This window comes from Acidimicrobiales bacterium (assembly GCA_034521975.1).
Taxonomy (GTDB): Bacteria; Actinomycetota; Acidimicrobiia; order Acidimicrobiales; family SKKL01; genus SKKL01.
Genome location: JAXHLR010000003.1, coordinates 131,554 through 146,986, shown reverse-complemented (window position 1 = coordinate 146,986; position 15,433 = coordinate 131,554). Strand labels below are relative to the sequence as shown.

At 69.7% G+C, this 15,433-nt stretch carries 16 protein-coding genes and 3 tRNA genes; 7 read left to right on the top strand and 12 right to left on the bottom strand.

Annotation, left to right across the window (positions count from 1 at the left end):
- Positions 1–3: 3 nt before the first annotated feature.
- Positions 4–939 (bottom strand): type IV toxin-antitoxin system AbiEi family antitoxin domain-containing protein, encoded by a 936-nt coding sequence (locus tag U5K29_02905; GenBank protein MDZ7677482.1) that lies wholly within the window; start codon positions 937–939, stop codon positions 4–6.
- 133 nt (positions 940–1,072) lie between these two features.
- Positions 1,073–2,023 (bottom strand): pirin family protein, encoded by a 951-nt coding sequence (locus U5K29_02900; GenBank protein ID MDZ7677481.1) that lies wholly within the window; start codon positions 2,021–2,023, stop codon positions 1,073–1,075.
- An 84-nt stretch (positions 2,024–2,107) separates the two neighbouring features.
- Between U5K29_02900 and U5K29_02895 the strand changes: the two genes are divergently transcribed.
- Positions 2,108–3,370: a class I SAM-dependent rRNA methyltransferase gene (locus U5K29_02895; protein ID MDZ7677480.1), complete on the top strand. Its 1,263-nt coding sequence runs from the start codon at positions 2,108–2,110 to the stop codon at positions 3,368–3,370.
- A gap of 148 nt (positions 3,371–3,518) precedes the next feature.
- Here the strand turns inward: U5K29_02895 and mgtE are convergent, their stop codons facing one another.
- The 7 genes from mgtE to U5K29_02860 all read right to left on the bottom strand — a co-directional run bounded on the left by mgtE (position 3,519) and on the right by U5K29_02860 (position 6,752).
- A complete protein-coding gene (mgtE, locus tag U5K29_02890; protein MDZ7677479.1) occupies positions 3,519–4,850 on the bottom strand; it encodes a magnesium transporter in 1,332 nt (443 codons plus the stop codon).
- A 238-nt stretch (positions 4,851–5,088) separates the two neighbouring features.
- Positions 5,089–5,292 (bottom strand): copper ion binding protein, encoded by a 204-nt coding sequence (locus U5K29_02885; protein MDZ7677478.1) that lies wholly within the window; start codon positions 5,290–5,292, stop codon positions 5,089–5,091.
- Between the two features lie 206 nt (positions 5,293–5,498).
- Positions 5,499–5,999: a cupredoxin domain-containing protein gene (locus tag U5K29_02880; GenBank protein MDZ7677477.1), complete on the bottom strand. Its 501-nt coding sequence runs from the start codon at positions 5,997–5,999 to the stop codon at positions 5,499–5,501.
- Between the two features lie 181 nt (positions 6,000–6,180).
- Complete coding sequence (locus U5K29_02875; GenBank protein ID MDZ7677476.1) at positions 6,181–6,369, bottom strand: hypothetical protein; 189 nt, start codon at positions 6,367–6,369, stop codon at positions 6,181–6,183.
- 93 nt (positions 6,370–6,462) lie between these two features.
- A tRNA-Phe gene (locus U5K29_02870) sits at positions 6,463–6,535 on the bottom strand.
- A gap of 38 nt (positions 6,536–6,573) precedes the next feature.
- Positions 6,574–6,651: transfer RNA gene (locus U5K29_02865), tRNA-Asp, on the bottom strand.
- Between the two features lie 28 nt (positions 6,652–6,679).
- Positions 6,680–6,752 (bottom strand) — tRNA-Glu (locus U5K29_02860).
- Between the two features lie 73 nt (positions 6,753–6,825).
- Between U5K29_02860 and U5K29_02855 the strand changes: the two genes are divergently transcribed.
- Positions 6,826–8,283 (top strand): hypothetical protein, encoded by a 1,458-nt coding sequence (locus U5K29_02855; GenBank protein MDZ7677475.1) that lies wholly within the window; start codon positions 6,826–6,828, stop codon positions 8,281–8,283.
- 9 nt (positions 8,284–8,292) lie between these two features.
- On the opposite strand, the gene U5K29_02850 is transcribed toward U5K29_02855, so the two are convergent.
- Genes U5K29_02850 through U5K29_02840 form a run of 3 tightly spaced genes read right to left on the bottom strand, consistent with a single transcriptional unit; the run spans position 8,293 to position 10,046 of the window.
- Positions 8,293–8,766, bottom strand: a complete 474-nt coding sequence (locus U5K29_02850; GenBank protein MDZ7677474.1) for a DUF2017 family protein — start codon at positions 8,764–8,766, stop codon at positions 8,293–8,295.
- 3 nt (positions 8,767–8,769) lie between these two features.
- Positions 8,770–9,060, bottom strand: coding sequence for an ATP-dependent Clp protease adapter ClpS (gene clpS, locus U5K29_02845; GenBank protein ID MDZ7677473.1), 291 nt, complete (start codon positions 9,058–9,060; stop codon positions 8,770–8,772).
- On the bottom strand, positions 9,057–10,046 hold the full coding sequence (locus tag U5K29_02840; GenBank protein MDZ7677472.1) for a COX15/CtaA family protein: 990 nt from the start codon (positions 10,044–10,046) through the stop codon (positions 9,057–9,059). Before U5K29_02840 ends, clpS begins: the two co-directional genes overlap by 4 nt.
- A gap of 79 nt (positions 10,047–10,125) precedes the next feature.
- Here U5K29_02840 and U5K29_02835 point away from each other — a divergent pair, with 79 nt between their 5' ends.
- From U5K29_02835 to coxB, 5 genes are all read left to right on the top strand, one after another.
- Positions 10,126–11,022 carry a heme o synthase gene (locus tag U5K29_02835; GenBank protein MDZ7677471.1) on the top strand — a complete coding sequence of 299 codons (897 nt, stop codon included), beginning with the start codon at positions 10,126–10,128 and terminating at the stop codon, positions 11,020–11,022.
- Between the two features lie 175 nt (positions 11,023–11,197).
- Complete coding sequence (locus tag U5K29_02830) at positions 11,198–12,790, top strand: cbb3-type cytochrome c oxidase subunit I (protein MDZ7677470.1); 1,593 nt, start codon at positions 11,198–11,200, stop codon at positions 12,788–12,790.
- Entirely contained in the window at positions 12,787–13,404 is a 618-nt protein-coding gene (locus U5K29_02825; GenBank protein ID MDZ7677469.1) for a cytochrome c oxidase subunit 3, read from the top strand. Before U5K29_02830 ends, U5K29_02825 begins: the two co-directional genes overlap by 4 nt.
- An 8-nt stretch (positions 13,405–13,412) precedes the next feature.
- Complete coding sequence (locus tag U5K29_02820) at positions 13,413–14,267, top strand: hypothetical protein (GenBank protein MDZ7677468.1); 855 nt, start codon at positions 13,413–13,415, stop codon at positions 14,265–14,267.
- Positions 14,264–15,424 (top strand): cytochrome c oxidase subunit II, encoded by a 1,161-nt coding sequence (gene coxB, locus U5K29_02815; GenBank protein ID MDZ7677467.1) that lies wholly within the window; start codon positions 14,264–14,266, stop codon positions 15,422–15,424. The genes U5K29_02820 and coxB overlap by 4 nt, the downstream gene beginning before the upstream one ends.
- Positions 15,425–15,433: the final 9 nt, after the last annotated feature.

Below are 15,433 nucleotides of genomic sequence, written 5' to 3'. Positions count from 1 at the left end.
TGATCAGGCGGCGGCGCCGGGTGTCCACCCCCGGCGGTGGAGCATGGTCTCGACGTCGAACACGAACTGGTCGGGCCGAGCCAGCATCTTGCCCGTGTAGATGAGCAGCTCGTACCCCGCCAGGATGATCTGGTTCGCCCGGTGCAGATCGATCTGGATCTTCGACTCGTTGCGCAGATGGTCGACGCCGTAGACCTCGACCAGCGCGTTCTGGTCGGGCCATCCGAAGTCGACGGTCACCTCGACGCCGTCGGCGCACACGACGGGAACGAGCCGCTCGGGGATGGGCACCCGACCCGAGTCGAGGAGGATCTGGTAGGCGAGCTCCTCGGTGTCGCTGTCGCCGGCGATGGTGCCGTAGTGCTCGTGGATCAGTGCCCGGAGCACACCGAGCCCGGGGCGTCCCCGGCGGCTGTGGTCGAGCAGCGTGCGGAGCAGGTCCTCCCAGCGCAGGCTGTCGGTGCGCATGGCCCGCCACATCGCCGCCTTCGCCAGGGCGGGTGCGACCGCGCCCAGGTCGAGGATGGTGCGGGCGGGGCCGGTGGTGGGGATCCCGTTGCGGACCTGGACCTCGGCCAGCTCCAGATCGCGGCTGCGGTGGCACCTGACGCTTCTCTGCTTGGGGTTGCGTTCATAGGGGACGCTGACCTCGATGGGAGCGGTCGTGCGGGACGAGATGCCGAGCAGCTGTGCCGCGGTGCGGTGGGAGGCGATCGCCCCGTCGCCACAGGCGAGGATGGCGATCATCACCCGTTGTTCGAAGCTCCCGGGCACCCCGGTGATCGCGAGCACGCCGCGCGCTGGTGACCGCCAGACGCCTCGCTCGCAGCGCCGTCGCGCCATCTGCTTGGTACCACCGACGCTGAGAAGCTGGCGGAGCGTGAACACGCCGTGTTGCCGGCGGGCGAGCTTGGCCACCGCCGCATCGATCTGGGACATCGGGATCCCCCTGTTCGCACGATGCAGGGGGAGTGGATGGGGGTGACCGTACCGCTCGCGGGGCCGTCCGACCAGCCTGGCATGCCCTGGCCAGAACTGTGAATGTGAGGCAGCCACATCGGCCAGAATCCATTCACAGTTCGTGAGGGGACCGGGGCGGGTGCCAGTGTGGCGTGGGCGCGTCGATGCGGTCGAGCGACGAGGCGACGTGGCCGAACCGCTCGGTCGAGGCCTGCCAGTCCTGGCGGGCGTCGTCGATCTCGTCGCGGGTGCGGGCGACGAAGTTCCACCACATCAACAGGTCGTCGTCGAGTGGCGGGCCCCCGATGAGGATGACCCGGGCGTGCTCGTCGGTGGTGAGCTCGAGCTCGTCGCGCCCTTGGCCCAGATAGGCGAGCGCCCCCGCCATGACCTCGTCGTGGTCGATGGTGATGGACCCCTCGACCACGATGACGGCGTGTTCGAAGCCGGGGTCGAGCTCGGCCGCGACCGCCGACTCGAACACGAGGTCGGCGCCCACGAGCGGCGTGTCGGACCGGGCGGGCGAGGTCGCACCGGCGAACGAGCCCATGAGCACCGTGGCTCGCCCACCGCCGCCGAGCTCGGCCTGTGGCAATGAGGCGTGGTGCTCGAAGTCGGGCTCGGCGAAGCGGGAGCTGTCGGGCTGGGCGATCCACAACTGCACCCCGTGGAGCTCGCCGAACACGTCGTCGGGGGTCTCCTCGGCGTGGGACACGCCCCGCCCGGCGGTCATGAGGTTGAGCTGGCCGGGTCGGATGAGCTGTTCGGTGCCGAGACTGTCGCGGTGGAGCACCTCGCCATCGATGATCCAGGTCACGGTCTGGAGACCGATGTGTGGATGGGGCCCGACCGACATGGAGGCGACCTCGACGTCGGTCGGTCCGAAGTGGTCGGCGAAGCACCAGGAACCGACGGTTCGGCGGGCACGGCGGGGAAGCACCCGGGAGACCGGGAGCCCGCCGACCTCGGTGACGCGCCCTTCGATGACCTCGACACAGGGTGGGCGGGCCCCGTCGTGGGGAGTGTCGATGTCGGTGTCGTCGGTGCTGACCGGTCCGCTCATGCGGGTGCTCCTCGATGCGGAATGCCACCGCAGTATCGCAGCCGACGGTGCCACCTCCACCGGGTTCGGTCGTAGGCTTCGTCCATGCGAGCAGGGTCGGCTCCCGGGGGTGTGACCCCCCAGGCGGGCACCGCGGGGCGGCGTCGCCTGGCGGTTCGGGTCACCAAGGACGCCGAACGCCAGCTCCGGGGTGGTCACCCCTGGGTCTTCGACCGGTCGATCACCTCGGTGACCGATGGCGGTGTCCCCGGCGATCTGGCGGTGGTCTTCGACGCCAAGCGCCGGTTCCTGGCCATCGGCTTGTACGACCCGTCGTCGCCGATCCGGGTCCGGGTCCTTCACCAGGGCGAACCGACGCCGATCGACCGCGAGTGGTGGCACGCCCGTCTGCGCGACGCACTCGACCGGCGGGCCGAGCTGGTTGCGTCGGCCGACACCACCGGCTACCGCTGGGTCCACGGCGAGAACGACGCCTTGCCGGGGCTGGTGGTCGATCGCTACGGCCCCACGTCGGTGGTGAAGCTCTACAGCGCGGCGTGGTTCCCGCACCTGCCGGTGGTGGTCGAGTCGCTCGCCGAGCTGGTCGAGACCGAGTCGGTGGTGCTGCGCCTCGCCCGCAACGTGACGCCCCCGGACGACGGTCGAGGTGACCTGGCCGACGGGTCCGCCCTGGTCGGCTCACTGCCGGAGCACCCCGTCCGCTTCTTGGAGCACGGCTTGGCGTTCGAGGCCGATGTGGTGCGGGGGCAGAAGACCGGATTCTTCCTCGACCAGCGGGACAACCGGGCACGTGTGGGGGAGCTGGCTCGGGGTCGACGGGTCCTCGACCTGTTCTGTTGCACCGGTGGGTTCTCCGTGCACGCCGCCGCGGGTGGAGCCGCCGAGGTTCACAGCGTGGACATCAGCCCCGGCGCGATCGAGGCTGCCACCCGGAACATGGACGCCAACAGCGGTGTTACGGCCGTGGCCCGGTGCCGCCACGAGACCCTCGTCGGCGACGCCGCTGACCAGATGGTGGCCCTCGCCCGCTCGGGTGAGCGCTATGGGCTGGTGGTGCTCGACCCGCCCTCGTTGGCGTCGCGAGGGCCACAGCGGGCGGCGGCGCTCGGTGCGTACCGTCGCCTGGGCGAGCTGGCCACCGACCTGGTCGAACCTGGTGGCACGCTGGTGGCGGCCTCCTGCTCCAGTCGCATCGGTGCCGACGAGCATGCCGAGACGATCGCGGAGGCGGTGGCTCAACGGGGTCGCACCCTGACCGGGATCACCCGCACCGGGCACGCCGTGGACCACCCCGTCGGCTTCGCCGAGGGGGCCTATCTGAAGGCGGTCATCGCCACCGTCCCCTGAGCGCCGTCAGCGGCGCAGCGGGAGCGGCAACGGTCGAACTCGATGATGTTGACCGAGAACTGCTGTCTCCAGCCCTGCCCGGTCGGGGAACTGCTGGGCCCAATGGCCGCGGTGGTGCACGCCGTGCGCAGCACCCACGGTCTCGGGCTCAGAGCCCCAGCACCGCCCGGGCGATGAGGAAGTAGATGATCAGCCCGGTGGCGTCGACGAGGGTCGTGATGAACGGGGCGGACACGACCGCAGGGTCGACGCCCGCCTGCTTGGCGAAGAGCGGGAGCGCGGAGCCGGCGAGGGTGGCCCAGGTGCAGATGGTGACCAGGGTGAGCGAGACGATCGTGGCGATGTCGGGCTCCCACAGCAGGGCGACGGGGACGAACGCCGCGCCGCCGAGCATGGCGCCGAGCATGACGCCGACCCGTGTCTCGCGCCAGACGATCCGGGGAAGGTCGGACCACCGGACCTCGCCGACCGCCATGGCGCGGATGACCGCGGTGGACGCCTGGGCACCGGAGTTTCCCCCGGTGCCGATCAGGAGGGGGACGAACAGGGCCAGCACGGTGACCTGTTCGAGGGTTCCCTCGAAGCGCTCGAGCACGGTGACGGTGAGCCCGGCGCCGAGGATCAGCACCAGGAGCCAGGCGGCGCGGACCCGGGCCAGACCGAACGCCGACACCGCGAGATAGGGCTTGCGCAGGGGGCTGTGTCCGGCGGTGAGGGCGAAGTCCTCGGTGTCCTCGGTCTCGAGGATGGTCATGGCATCGTCGACGGTGATCACCCCGACGAGGCGAGCCTCGGAGTCGACGACGGGGAGGGCGATGGCGCCGACCTCGCGCATGAGCCGGGCGGCTTCCTCCCGATCGGTGTCGGTGGTGACCATGTGCACGTCGGTGTTCATGAGCTCGCCCACCTCGACGGTGGGTGAGGCGAGCACCAGGGACCGCAGCCCGGTGACGCCGATGAGATGCCGCTCGTCGTCGAGCACGGGCAGGGCGTAGATGGTCTCGGCGTCGGGGCCCTCGCGGCGGATCTTGGCCATGGCATCGCCGACCGACATGCTGGCCCGCAGCGACACGAACTCGGGGCTCATGTGCCGGCCGGCCGACTCCTCGGGGTAGCCCATGAGCACGGTGGTGAGCGAGCGCTCGTCCGAGCTGAGCTGGGTGAGGAGCCGCTTGGCCACCTTGGCCGGCATCTCGTCGAGCAGCCGGACCCGGTCGTCGGGGTCGAGCTCTTCCAGCAGGTGCCGGACCCGGTGGTCGAGCAACCCGTCGAGGACGAGCTGCTGGTGGTGGGGGTCGAGCGCCTCGAAGACCTCGAGCGCCCGATTGCGGGGGAGCAGGCGGAAGGTGATGCCCACGTGGGCCGGGTCGAGCCGGGTGAGCTCGTCGGCGATGTCGAGCGTGCCGTTCTCGTTCAACCACGCGGCGATGGCCGCGGTGTCGTCAGCTTCGACGAGTTCGTCGAGCGCGGGTGGGGTCATGGCGGTGTCTCCTGGTGGAGGCCTACCAGCGAGCGTGCCAGGTCAAGGAGTCGGGCGCGCCCACCGAGGCGAGGTCGGACACGGGGCGGGGCGCATCGCGCCCTGGGGTTGGGGCGGGTTCTCCACGGGTGTCTGGCTCACCTCCTCCACCGGTCGACGACGGGATGCACGCTCGTGTGCGCAGGGACAGTGTGGCGGCGCCGGCCGGGAGCCGCAACCGGTGTCGAGTGGGTGGCGGTCAGGCGACGGGCTCGTAGCCGGCCTCGACGATGGCGTCGCGCACGGCGGGCTCGTCGACGTTCGGCCCGGTGACATCGACCCGACCCTGGTCGAGGTCGACCGCGACGTCGTCGACCCCGTCGAGCTCGGTGACGGCGTCGGTCACGGCGCGGACGCAATGGTCGCAGGTCATCCCCTGCACGGTGACGGTCAGATCTGCCATCGGTCCTCCTCGATACCTGGTAGGGGTATCCAACCTAGCGGACCGAGGGCGGATCTTGTGTGGTGAGTCAGGGGCGGCGACGCGGTTGAACGAGCCCGTGCGGAGCCGCTCGTTCGTAAGCTGCGCCGGGTTCAGAGAGAGCCCAACGACGTCGACGAGCTTCTCCTCGAAGCGGGAATCCTGCTGGTCGTCTCCGTGAGGGCGTCTCACGCGCTCGTGGAGACGACCTCGAGCGACGCTTCCATGCCGGCCTCCCGGTGACCGGGAACCGAGCAGTACACGGTGTAGGTCCCAGGCTCGTTGATCGTGAACGATCCCGTCTCGGCTGTGTCGGCATCGGAGTGGACGATGTGCAGGTCCTCCGACGGAGGCGTTTCCTCTCCGTCACCGTGGTCGTCGTCATCAGCGTGGTCGTCGTCATCAGCGTGGTCGTCGTCACCTGAATCCATGTCCATCTCATCGTGGGCCTCGCCGGCATCGGCGGCATCCACGATGTTGAAGTCGTGCTCGACGCCCTCCGCGCTCAGCTCGACCGTGACCACCTCACCCGCCGGTACGACGAACTCGTCGGGCTCGAAGCTCAGGTCCACGGTGCCGGTCACCTCGATCGCGTTGGTCGCGTCGTCCCCGGCCTCGTCGTCTCCGCCACATGCGACCAGAAACGACCCGAGGACGACTGCGACAGCCATCTTCAGCACTTGGTTCATCTGAGGCTCCTTGGTCTTGTTCGGACTTTTGCCAGTGTCGCACATGCAGCGCCGTGATGGCCGGGGGAGTGCTCCCGAAGACGACGCCGGGCCAGCTCAGCGGTCATTTTCGTTGATCAGGAGTAGCCGCCGTTGACCGCAGTTCCCCGCCCGGTGTTGCGCGTATGTTGCACGCGGCCGGTCAGGAGGCGAGCACGGTGCGCTCGACGAGGGCCTGGTACTCCTCGATGGTGCCGTTCGCCTTCGCGACGAGGTCGACGACCTGTGCGACCGCAGGAGAGTCCTCGTCACCGGTGACGAGGAGGGCCCCGGGCACTATGAGGTCGGGCGATCGGGCCTCGTCGAGGAACGTCCAGACGAAGCCGGCCATGGTACCGGCGTCCCTGTTGCACGGCCCACCGAAACCGCCGCTGAAAACGCTGCCGGGCCAGCTCGGTGGGGAGCTGGCCCGGCGCTCTCGACGTGGTCGAGCCCGGCGTCGATCCGGGGACCTTCCGCTTTTCAGGCGGACGCTCTGCCTACTGAGCTACTCGACCCTGTTGTCCCCGCTGCCCCCTGGTGGGGGCGGCGAGGGTGGCGGTCCCGACGGGATTTGAACCCGCGACCTCTGGCTTGACAGGCCAGCGTGCACTCCAAACTGCACCACGGGACCTCGGTTCCCCCGACCAGCGAGGGAACAGTACCCCCAACGGGATTTGAACCCGTGTTACCTCCTTGAAAGGGAGGCGTCCTAGGCCGCTGGACGATGGGGGCTCGCTCTCGATGAGGGCTCCGTCACTCTAGCAGTGCGCCCGCGTCGGCCTGCCAATGCGGCAGGATTCAGAGCATGGACATCCTTCCCGCCCGTTCGCCGCGGGTGATCGCCCTGGCCCTGGTGGTGGTCGTCGCCGTGATCGGCGCGGTTGTGTGGTTCGTCGTGGTCGACCGGGGACCGGATCATCCCGACGCGTGGGACCCGGCGGTGGTCGACCTGGTCGACTTCGTCGAGTCCGAGCGTGGTCGCGGCTTCGCCCACCCGGTCCGGATCGACGTGGTCTCCGACGCCGGGTTCGCCGCCGCGGTGGGCGCGGATTCCGACGGGCTCACCGAGGACGAGCGGACCGGCATCGAGGCCATGCTCGACCTGGTGCGCTCGCTCGCACTCGTCACCGATGTCGCCGACGTTGATGCGGCGGTGGCCGAGGTCGCGACCGAGGTATTGGCCGATGACCGGATGGCGCGCTATCTGCCGGGCGAGGAGCGGATCGTCGTGCGCGACACGGGCGGTGACGGGTTCGACCTGGTGACCGAGGTCGAACTGGTCGCCGCCCTCGGGATGGCGCTGTCCGACCAACGCATCGGGCTCTCTGACGCGTCGATCTTCGATCGGTCGCGGAGTGCGGCTGGGGCCCTGGGGGTGGCTGTCGGAGCCGGCGATGTCATGGCCCTGCGCTATGTCGCCGAGCTCGATGCCGACGACGCGGCGGAGTGGGACGCCCATGCGGACGACCCGGGAGGGGATGGTCCGGTGGACCTGGTCGCCACGCTGGCCACGCTGCCCGAGACGTTGGGTGGCCCGCTGCTGGAGCTGGCGCTGGCCGATGCCAGCGCCGACGACGACGAGCGCGACCTGAACTGGAGCGTGGTCGACGCGCTGCTCACCGAACCGCCCCGCACCGAGCTGGAGCTGCTCGACCCCTGGATCGGGTTCGAGGGGTTCGAGCGGGTCGGGGTGCCGGCACCACCGGTGCCCGAGGACGCCGAGGTGCTCGCCGAGGGCCACATCGGAGCCGCGACCCTCTATGTGCTCATGGCGCTGCGCGTCGATGCCCTCGACGCGTTGGAAGCCGCCGGCGAGTGGGCCGGCGACACCCATGTCGTGACCCGCGAACCCGACGGCCGACGCTGCGTGATGCTCTCGGTGGTCGGGCGCGACGGGATCGGTTCGGACCTGTTCGAGGAGCAGCTGGAGGCGTGGGCGGCAGAGGCGCCGTCGGACGCGGACGCGTCGGTCGAACGCGAGGACCGGGTCGTCACGTTGCGGTCCTGCGAGGTGGAGTCGGGCGTCGACCCCGGGTTGGTGGTCGATCCCGGTGTCGCCGCGTCGGTGCCGGTGATCCGCACGCGGCTGCTGGCCGAGCTGCGCTTCGACGACGCCACCCGCGCCGAGGCCGAGTGCGTCGCCGATCTGGCGCTGGACGGTCTGGCGCTGCTGACCCCCGACGATGACGACGGCGACGACGAGGGCGGTGATCGTTTCGATGTGTTGCTGCGGGACTCGCTGCGGGCTTGCCGCCGGCGGTAGGGCGTGGGTTCAGGCGCCGCCCAGGGCACCGACGATGTCGTCCAACAAGATGGTGAGCACCTGGTAGAGCTGAGCGACCGGGAACCGTGGGTCGGCTTCGTCGATGTCGAGGTCGTCCTCCTCGTCGAGCCCCAGTGAGGTCCCGAGCACGAGCCGCAGCGCGTTGACGGTGGTCAGCCAGGCTCCGAGCTGCTCCTCGGTCAGCTCGTCGGCGTCGATGGTGTCGGCGATGAGGTCGATCCCCGCCTGGTGGCGATCGACGAGTTCGCCGCGGATCAGCGCCTGATAGCCGGCCTCGCGGTCGGGGTCGTCGGGGTAGGCGACGGGAAAGACCCGGCGGACCGCATCGTGGTCGCTCGTCAGCAGGTCTCGCAGCTCATCGCCCAGGTGCAGCAGCGCCTGGCGGACACCGTCGGGCAGGTCGAGGGTGAACCGTCCCTTGCGGTCGCGCGCGACCCAGGGTGTGCGGAAGAGTCGGCGCATCGCTCAGTCCTGCTGCATCGTGGCCCAGAGGCCGTGCTCGTGGAGGCGGAAGACGTCGATCTCGGCTTCTTCGCGGGTGCCGTTGGAGACCACCGCCCTGCCGTCGTGATGCACCTGCATCATGAGCCGGGTGGCCTTCTCGCGGCTGTAGCCGAAGAGCTTCTGGAACACGAAGGTCACATACGACATGAGGTTGATCGGGTCGTTCCAGACGATGACGACCCACGGTGGGTCCAGTTCGGTGTCGCCGCTGGTGACCGGGTCGTCCAGCTCGACGGGGGCGGTGGAGCTCATGGTGCGATCGGCGGGGTGAAGGGATCGACGGACGCATCCAGTGTCTCATCGGCGATGGGGCGCGCTGTCGGGTGCTCGTCGCGTCGCTCGTGTCGGCGGTGTTCGAGCACGAACCAGACGGTGGTGCCGAGCACCGCCATCGACCCGGCCACGTGCAGGAACACGGCCAGCTCCGGCACGCCGTTGAGGTACTGGTAGTAGCCGATCGCGCCCTGGACGATCACCGCCTGCAGGGTGGAGGTTGCCGCGCGCAGGAGTCGGTGGGCGCCCGGGTTCTTGCGCACCGCCTGGATCGTCGCGAGCAGCAGCGCGAGGAACACCAGCGACGTGACGGCGTGGATGCGGGCGACGGTGGGGACGTAGAAGCCGAGCCGTTCGACCTGTGCGTCGCCGCCGTGGGGGCCCGAGGCGGTGACCACGGTGCCGGTGAGCAGGACCGCGGCCAGCCCCCAGGCCAGGGCGACGTTGAGGCGGGCGCTGGTGGCCGACACCGCCGTCGACTGAACAGGATCGTCGCGGGTGGCGACGGTCGCCCGGTGGTGGAGGGTCACCGCGATCCAGATCAGCACCATCGACAACAGGAAGTGGGCCATGACCACCGGGGGCCACAGGTCGGTCCGCACGGTGATGCCACCGAGCACGATCTGTGCCGCGGTGACCGCGGTGATCCACCACACCAGGTCGAGCAGGTCTCGTCGGTAGGGAACGCGTCGCAGCGCGCCCCAGATCGCCAGCACCACCGTGGCGACCACCACGAACGAGACGCACCGGTTGATGAACTCGATCATCGGGTGCAGCTCGAGCGGTGCCACCAGACGGTCCTGCTCGCACCTCGGCCAGTCCGAGCAGCCGAGACCGGAGCCGGTGAGGCGCACGGCTGCACCCGACAAGACGATCAGGATCTGAGCGGCGAGGGCGGCCAGGGTGATCTTGCGGAACGAGATCGGAGACACCTGGCGCGGAGCCGAGTTCGGGTCGCGAGCCACCCCCCGATGCTACGGGCCGGCGGCCCCGGTGAGCCAGGCCGGCTTGGCCCCGGGAGAGGCGCCGCCGTAGCCTGCGGTGGTGCTCCGGACCGCGTCCCCATCGCTCCGCGCACGGCTCGCTGCCTACGTGGCGCTCACCAAGCCCAGGATCATCGAGCTGCTGCTCGTGACCACGGTCCCGACGATGGTGGTCGCCCAGCGCGGTCTGCCGTCGCTGTGGCTCGTCGTCGCCACCGTCGTCGGCGGCACCCTGGCCGCGGGTGGGGCGAACGCCATCAACATGTACGTCGATCGCGACATCGATGCGGTCATGGAGCGGACCAAGAACCGTCCGCTCGTCACCGGCATCATCGCTCCCCGCAGCGCCCTCGTGTTCGCCGTGGGCATCGAGATCGTGGCGTTCGTGTGGCTGTGGGCGCTCGTGAACCTGCTGAGCGCCGTGCTCGCGGTCAGTGCCTGCCTGTTCTATGTCTTCGTGTACACGCTGTGGCTCAAGCGCAGCTCCGAGCGCAACATCGTCATCGGTGGCGCGGCGGGCGCGGTGCCGGTCCTGGTCGGTTGGTCGGCGGTCACCAACTCGCTCGACTGGCCCCCGGTGGTGCTCTTCGCCGTCATCTTCTACTGGACCCCTCCTCACTTCTGGGCCCTGGCGGTCAAGTACAAGGACGACTACAGCGCGGCCAACGTTCCCATGCTGCCGTCGGTGGCCAGCCTGCGGACCACCTCGATCCGCATCATCGGCTACACCCTGGTGCTCTGGGCGCTCACGTTGCTGTTCTGGCCGGTGGCGGACATGGGCTTGATCTACGGAGGCAGCGCCGTGGTGCTCGGCGGGGCCTTCACCTGGTTCGCCGTCGAGCTGTACCGCCGGCCCGACACCCGCAACGCCATGCGGCTCTTCGGCTGGTCGATCACCTATGTCATGTTGCTGTTCGGCGCCATGACCCTCGACGTCTTCGTGGTGGTCCCCACGTGATCGGAGCGGTTCGCGGGGTGTCAGTTCGAAGCGGGGGAGCGGTCCTGTGTAATGTCCGGCTCCGTAGTTGTTCCCACTCTGACGAGGTGCTCTGTTCGTCGCGGGGGTCGCGGGTCGGTCCTGCGAGCCGCGTGGCCGGTGGAGCACCGCTCACCCCGTCGAGGCACGCGCATCAATGACGATCACCGAGACCGCACCAGAGGCCGAGGCGACCGAGGCCGCAGCAGGCCAGGCACGCCCCGACAGCGACCTGGCGTCGGTCGTCGCCACCGGTGATCACAAGCGCATCGGCCGGATGTTTCTCGGGGTGTCGCTCCTCGGGCTGGTCGCCACCCTCGTCACCGGCCTGGTGATCGACCTCGAACGCATCTCGGCCACCTCGTTCGAGATCGTCACCGCCAACTCGGTCGCCCAGGTCATGGGCTTTCACCGGTTGGGCCTGCTGCTCTTGTTCGCCCTGCCCGCCCTGTTGGGTCTGGCCATGGTGGTCGTCCCCCTCCAGGTGGGTGCGTCCACCCTCGCCTTCGGCCGGGCCGCCGCGCTCTCGCTGTGGGGATGGGTGCTCGGCGCCGGGTTGTGGATCGCCGGCTATCTCGTCGGCGGAGGGCCCGGCGGTTCCGATCTGGCGGGCACCGACCTGTGGATCCTGGCCACCGGCCTGCTCATCGTCTCGCTGCTGCTGGCCACGATCTGTGTGCTCACCACCATCCTCGGCCTGCGCACCACCGGCATGACGCTGCGCCGGGTACCCGCGTTCACGTTCTCGATGCTGGTTGCCGGCTCGATCTGGCTGCTCACCCTGCCGGTGGCGGTCGCCAACCTGGCCCTCATCTACCTCGACCATCGTCACGCCCAGGTGCTGTGGGGCGCCAACGACGCCATCCTCGGCCAGCTCAGCTGGGTGATGAGCCAGCCCCAGATCTATGCCGTGGCCATCCCGGTGCTGGGCATCGCCGCCGAACAGATCCCGGTGTTCGCCCAGGCCCGGCAGCGTTTCATCGACGTGCTCTTCGTCGCCCTCGGCCTGTTCGGGGTGCTGTCGATCGGTGCGTGGGCCCAGCCGATGCTGTTGCCCACCGACCTCTTCGACGAGCCGCTCTATGTCGGGTTCGGGATCCTGGCGATCCTGCCGGTGCTGATGGTGCTGGCCCTCGGCGGCGACACGATGCAGCAGGGCAAGGCCCGCCCCGCGGGTTCGCTGATCATGGCGCTGTGCGCCGGGCTCGTGCTGCTCGGCGCCACCGTCGCCGGGGCCCTGGCGGTGATCGAACCCCTCGAGCTCTTCGGAACCACCTGGCAGGTGGGCCAGATGCAGCTCACCGTCTTCGCCGTCGCCCTGGCGGTGTTCTCCGGTGTCTGGTACTGGGCTCCCAAGCTCTACGGGCGGGTGCTCACCGATGGAGCGGCCAAGCTCCTCGGCCCGTTGCTGTTCATCGGGGCGTTCGTGTCCACGGTCCCGCTGATGGTCGCCGGCGCGCTCGACCAGCTCGACGTGGTGCCCCCCGGTGAGGTCGACGATCCGATCACCGCGCTCAACTCGGCGGCCGCCGCCGGCACGGTCGTCGTCCTGCTCGCCGTGCTCGCGCTGACCGCGGCGATGCTGCGGGGCCGCGGGAGTGCCGACACCCCCGACGACCCGTGGGGCGGCCACACCCTCGAGTGGGCCACCACCTCGCCCCCGCCGATCGGCAACTTCGCCGAGGCACCGGTCGTGGAGGACGAGCGTCCCCTGTTCACCGAAGCCGCCGAGGAGGATGCGTCGCCATGACCGCCTTCGTCACCGACATCGTTCCGGCCGACCTGCCAGAGGCGCCGAGGGCCCGCCCCCGGGTGGTGCTCATCGGCACCGCACTGTCCATCGCCGCCATCGCGGCGATGTTCGTCGGCCTGTTCGCCGTGTACTTCACCATGCGCAGCGACACCATCGCCGGTGGCGGCGACTGGGTTCCCGGCGGTGCCGGCACCATCCCGCTCGCGCCGGCGTCGGTCATGTTCGTCACCCTGGTCATGACCTCGATCACCGTGCACTGGGCGGTGTGGGCCATCAGCCGCGACGATCGCGCCAACACCTGGCTGGCCCTCGGCCTCACCCTCATGCTCTCCGCCGCGTTCTTGAACCAGGCGGCGTTCCTGTACGGCCAGATGGGATGGGAGATCGCGGGCGACCTCGCGGTGCAAGCGGTGCTCATCTACGCCATCACCGGGGCTCAGATCCTCATGTTGGTGGTGGCCATGGTCTTCCTGGCCCTCATGGCGGTGCGGGCCATGGCCGGCGGCTACTCGTCTCGCGACAGCGAGGGTCTGGTCGCCGCATCGCTGTTCTGGCACGCCGCCGTCGTCGCCTATGCGGTCGTCTGGACCGCCATCTACCAGATCAAGTAAGGCACACGATGATCACACTCGGAGCCAAGCTCTACTTCGGACTCGCCGCCGCCGCCGTCGTCGCCGCCTTCGTGCTCGGGCTCGCCAGCGGGGGTACGCCGCTGGGGGTCATCAGCTTCGCGTGGTCCGGCCCGGTGGGCGACCAGTTCGGCTACACCGTTCTGGTCGGTCTCGCCGCCATCTCGTTCTTCCTCGCGATCGTGATCGTGGCGTTCCGCGACGCCGACGCCGAAGCGGTGGCCGAGGTGGCCGGAACCGAGACCCTGCCCGAGGTCGTGCCGCCCGCCCACCTGTCACCCTGGCCGATCGTCGCCGCGTTCGGTGTGGCCACGCTGCTGGTCGGCCTGGTGGTCGACCTCGTGCTGGCCGGCATCGGCATCGTGTTGCTGGCCGCAGCCGCCATCGAGTGGACCGTCGGCGCCTGGTCGGATCGGGCCACCGGTGACCCCGACGCCAACCGGGCGTTGCGCAACCGGCTCATGGCGCCGATCGAGACCCCCGCCGCTTCGGTGTTCGGGGTGTTCCTCTTCGTGTTCTTTGCTTCGCGGCTGCTGCTGTCGGTCTCCAAGTGGGGTGCCGTCGGCGTCTTCGGCGCCTCGGCGGTGGTCATCCTGGCGGTCGCCGCGTTCGTGGCCACCCGCCCGAGCCTCGACCGTTCGCTGGTCACCGGGGCGCTGCTGGTGGGAGGGCTGCTGCTCATCGGTGGCGGCATCGCCGGTCTGGCGGCCGGGGAGCGAGAATTTCACGATCTCGGCTCCGAGGGCGAGAATGGGCACGTCACCGAGACCGACGACACCGAGACCGACGACGCCGAGACCGACCCCGCTGACGACGACACCACCGCTGGAGACACCGAGGAATGAGCCTGCGCAGCGCTGATACCACTGCCCGTTCCCGGCGGTCGCCATGGTTCGTGCTCGGACTCGCCGGACTCGTGCTGGTGCTGGCCGGCTGTGCCTCGAACGCGCCGCTCGACACCTTCGCACCCGAGGGGCCCGAAGCCCGCACCATCATGGACCTCGTCCTCCCGGTGTTCCTCGTGGCCGCGGTCGTGTTCGTCCTGGTCGAGGGCGCCATCGTGGTCATCATGTGGAAGTTCCGGCAGCGCAAGAACGACGACGACCCCGACGGGCTCCCGCCCCAGGTGCACGGCAACACCCGCCTCGAGGTCGGCTGGACCGTCCTGCCCGCTGTCATCCTCGCCCCGATCGCGGTGCTCACCGTCCTCACCATCTTCGACCTCGAGGAGCGCGACGCCGACGCCGTGCCCGTCGAGGTCGTCGGCAACCAGTGGTGGTGGCAGTTCAACTACGACATCGACGAGGACGGTGAGCCCGACATCGTCACCGCCACCGAGATGGTCGTGCCGGCCGGTCGCCAGATCGACCTGTCCATCACCTCCAACGACGTGGTCCACAGCTTCTGGATCCCACGCCTCAACGGCAAGCGCGACGCGGTCCCCGGCCGGACCCACACCTGGAGCATCGAGGCCGACGAACCGGGATACTACTGGGGCCAGTGCACCGAGTTCTGCGGGTTGAGCCACGCCGAGATGCGCATGCGGGTCGTCGCCCTGCCTCCCGACCAGTACGACGAGTGGGTCCAGTCCCAGATGCAACCCGCTCCCGAGCCCCAGACCGCGAGCGAAGCGCGGGGCCGTGATCTGTTCGCCCAGCTGTGCTCGAGCTGTCATCGGAACGCGGGACTTCCCGAGGACGCCCAGCCGTCCGAGGACGATCACCCGCTGGTGGCCGGGGTCGCCCCCGACCTCACCCACTTCGCCTCGCGGCGGGCCTACGCCGGGGGCATCTTCGAGCTCTACAACGACGACATGACCGTGAACCGTGGCCAGCTCGAGGCATGGCTGCGCAACCCTCCAGCCGAGAAGGCCATGGCGCCGGGCGACAACCGCGGCATGCCGAACCTGGGCCTCACCGAGCCCCAGATCGACGATCTCGTCGACTACCTGCTGTCCACCTCCCCCGACGGACCGGTCTGGACCGGTCCGCGCAACGACTGACGGAGTCTG

Coding starts and splice junctions, on each gene's coding strand:
- coxB (MDZ7677467.1), top strand. CDS start 14,264: ATGAGCCTGCGCAGCGCTGATACCACTGCCCGTTCCCGGCGGTCGCCA.
- U5K29_02900 (MDZ7677481.1), bottom strand. CDS start 2,023: ATGAGCGGACCGGTCAGCACCGACGACACCGACATCGACACTCCCCAC.
- U5K29_02895 (MDZ7677480.1), top strand. CDS start 2,108: ATGCGAGCAGGGTCGGCTCCCGGGGGTGTGACCCCCCAGGCGGGCACC.
- U5K29_02830 (MDZ7677470.1), top strand. CDS start 11,198: ATGACGATCACCGAGACCGCACCAGAGGCCGAGGCGACCGAGGCCGCA.
- U5K29_02885 (MDZ7677478.1), bottom strand. CDS start 5,292: ATGGCAGATCTGACCGTCACCGTGCAGGGGATGACCTGCGACCATTGC.
- U5K29_02855 (MDZ7677475.1), top strand. CDS start 6,826: ATGGACATCCTTCCCGCCCGTTCGCCGCGGGTGATCGCCCTGGCCCTG.
- U5K29_02905 (MDZ7677482.1), bottom strand. CDS start 939: ATGTCCCAGATCGATGCGGCGGTGGCCAAGCTCGCCCGCCGGCAACAC.
- clpS (MDZ7677473.1), bottom strand. CDS start 9,060: ATGAGCTCCACCGCCCCCGTCGAGCTGGACGACCCGGTCACCAGCGGC.
- U5K29_02850 (MDZ7677474.1), bottom strand. CDS start 8,766: ATGCGCCGACTCTTCCGCACACCCTGGGTCGCGCGCGACCGCAAGGGA.
- U5K29_02820 (MDZ7677468.1), top strand. CDS start 13,413: ATGATCACACTCGGAGCCAAGCTCTACTTCGGACTCGCCGCCGCCGCC.
- U5K29_02875 (MDZ7677476.1), bottom strand. CDS start 6,369: ATGGCCGGCTTCGTCTGGACGTTCCTCGACGAGGCCCGATCGCCCGAC.
- mgtE (MDZ7677479.1), bottom strand. CDS start 4,850: ATGACCCCACCCGCGCTCGACGAACTCGTCGAAGCTGACGACACCGCG.
- U5K29_02880 (MDZ7677477.1), bottom strand. CDS start 5,999: ATGAACCAAGTGCTGAAGATGGCTGTCGCAGTCGTCCTCGGGTCGTTT.
- U5K29_02825 (MDZ7677469.1), top strand. CDS start 12,787: ATGACCGCCTTCGTCACCGACATCGTTCCGGCCGACCTGCCAGAGGCG.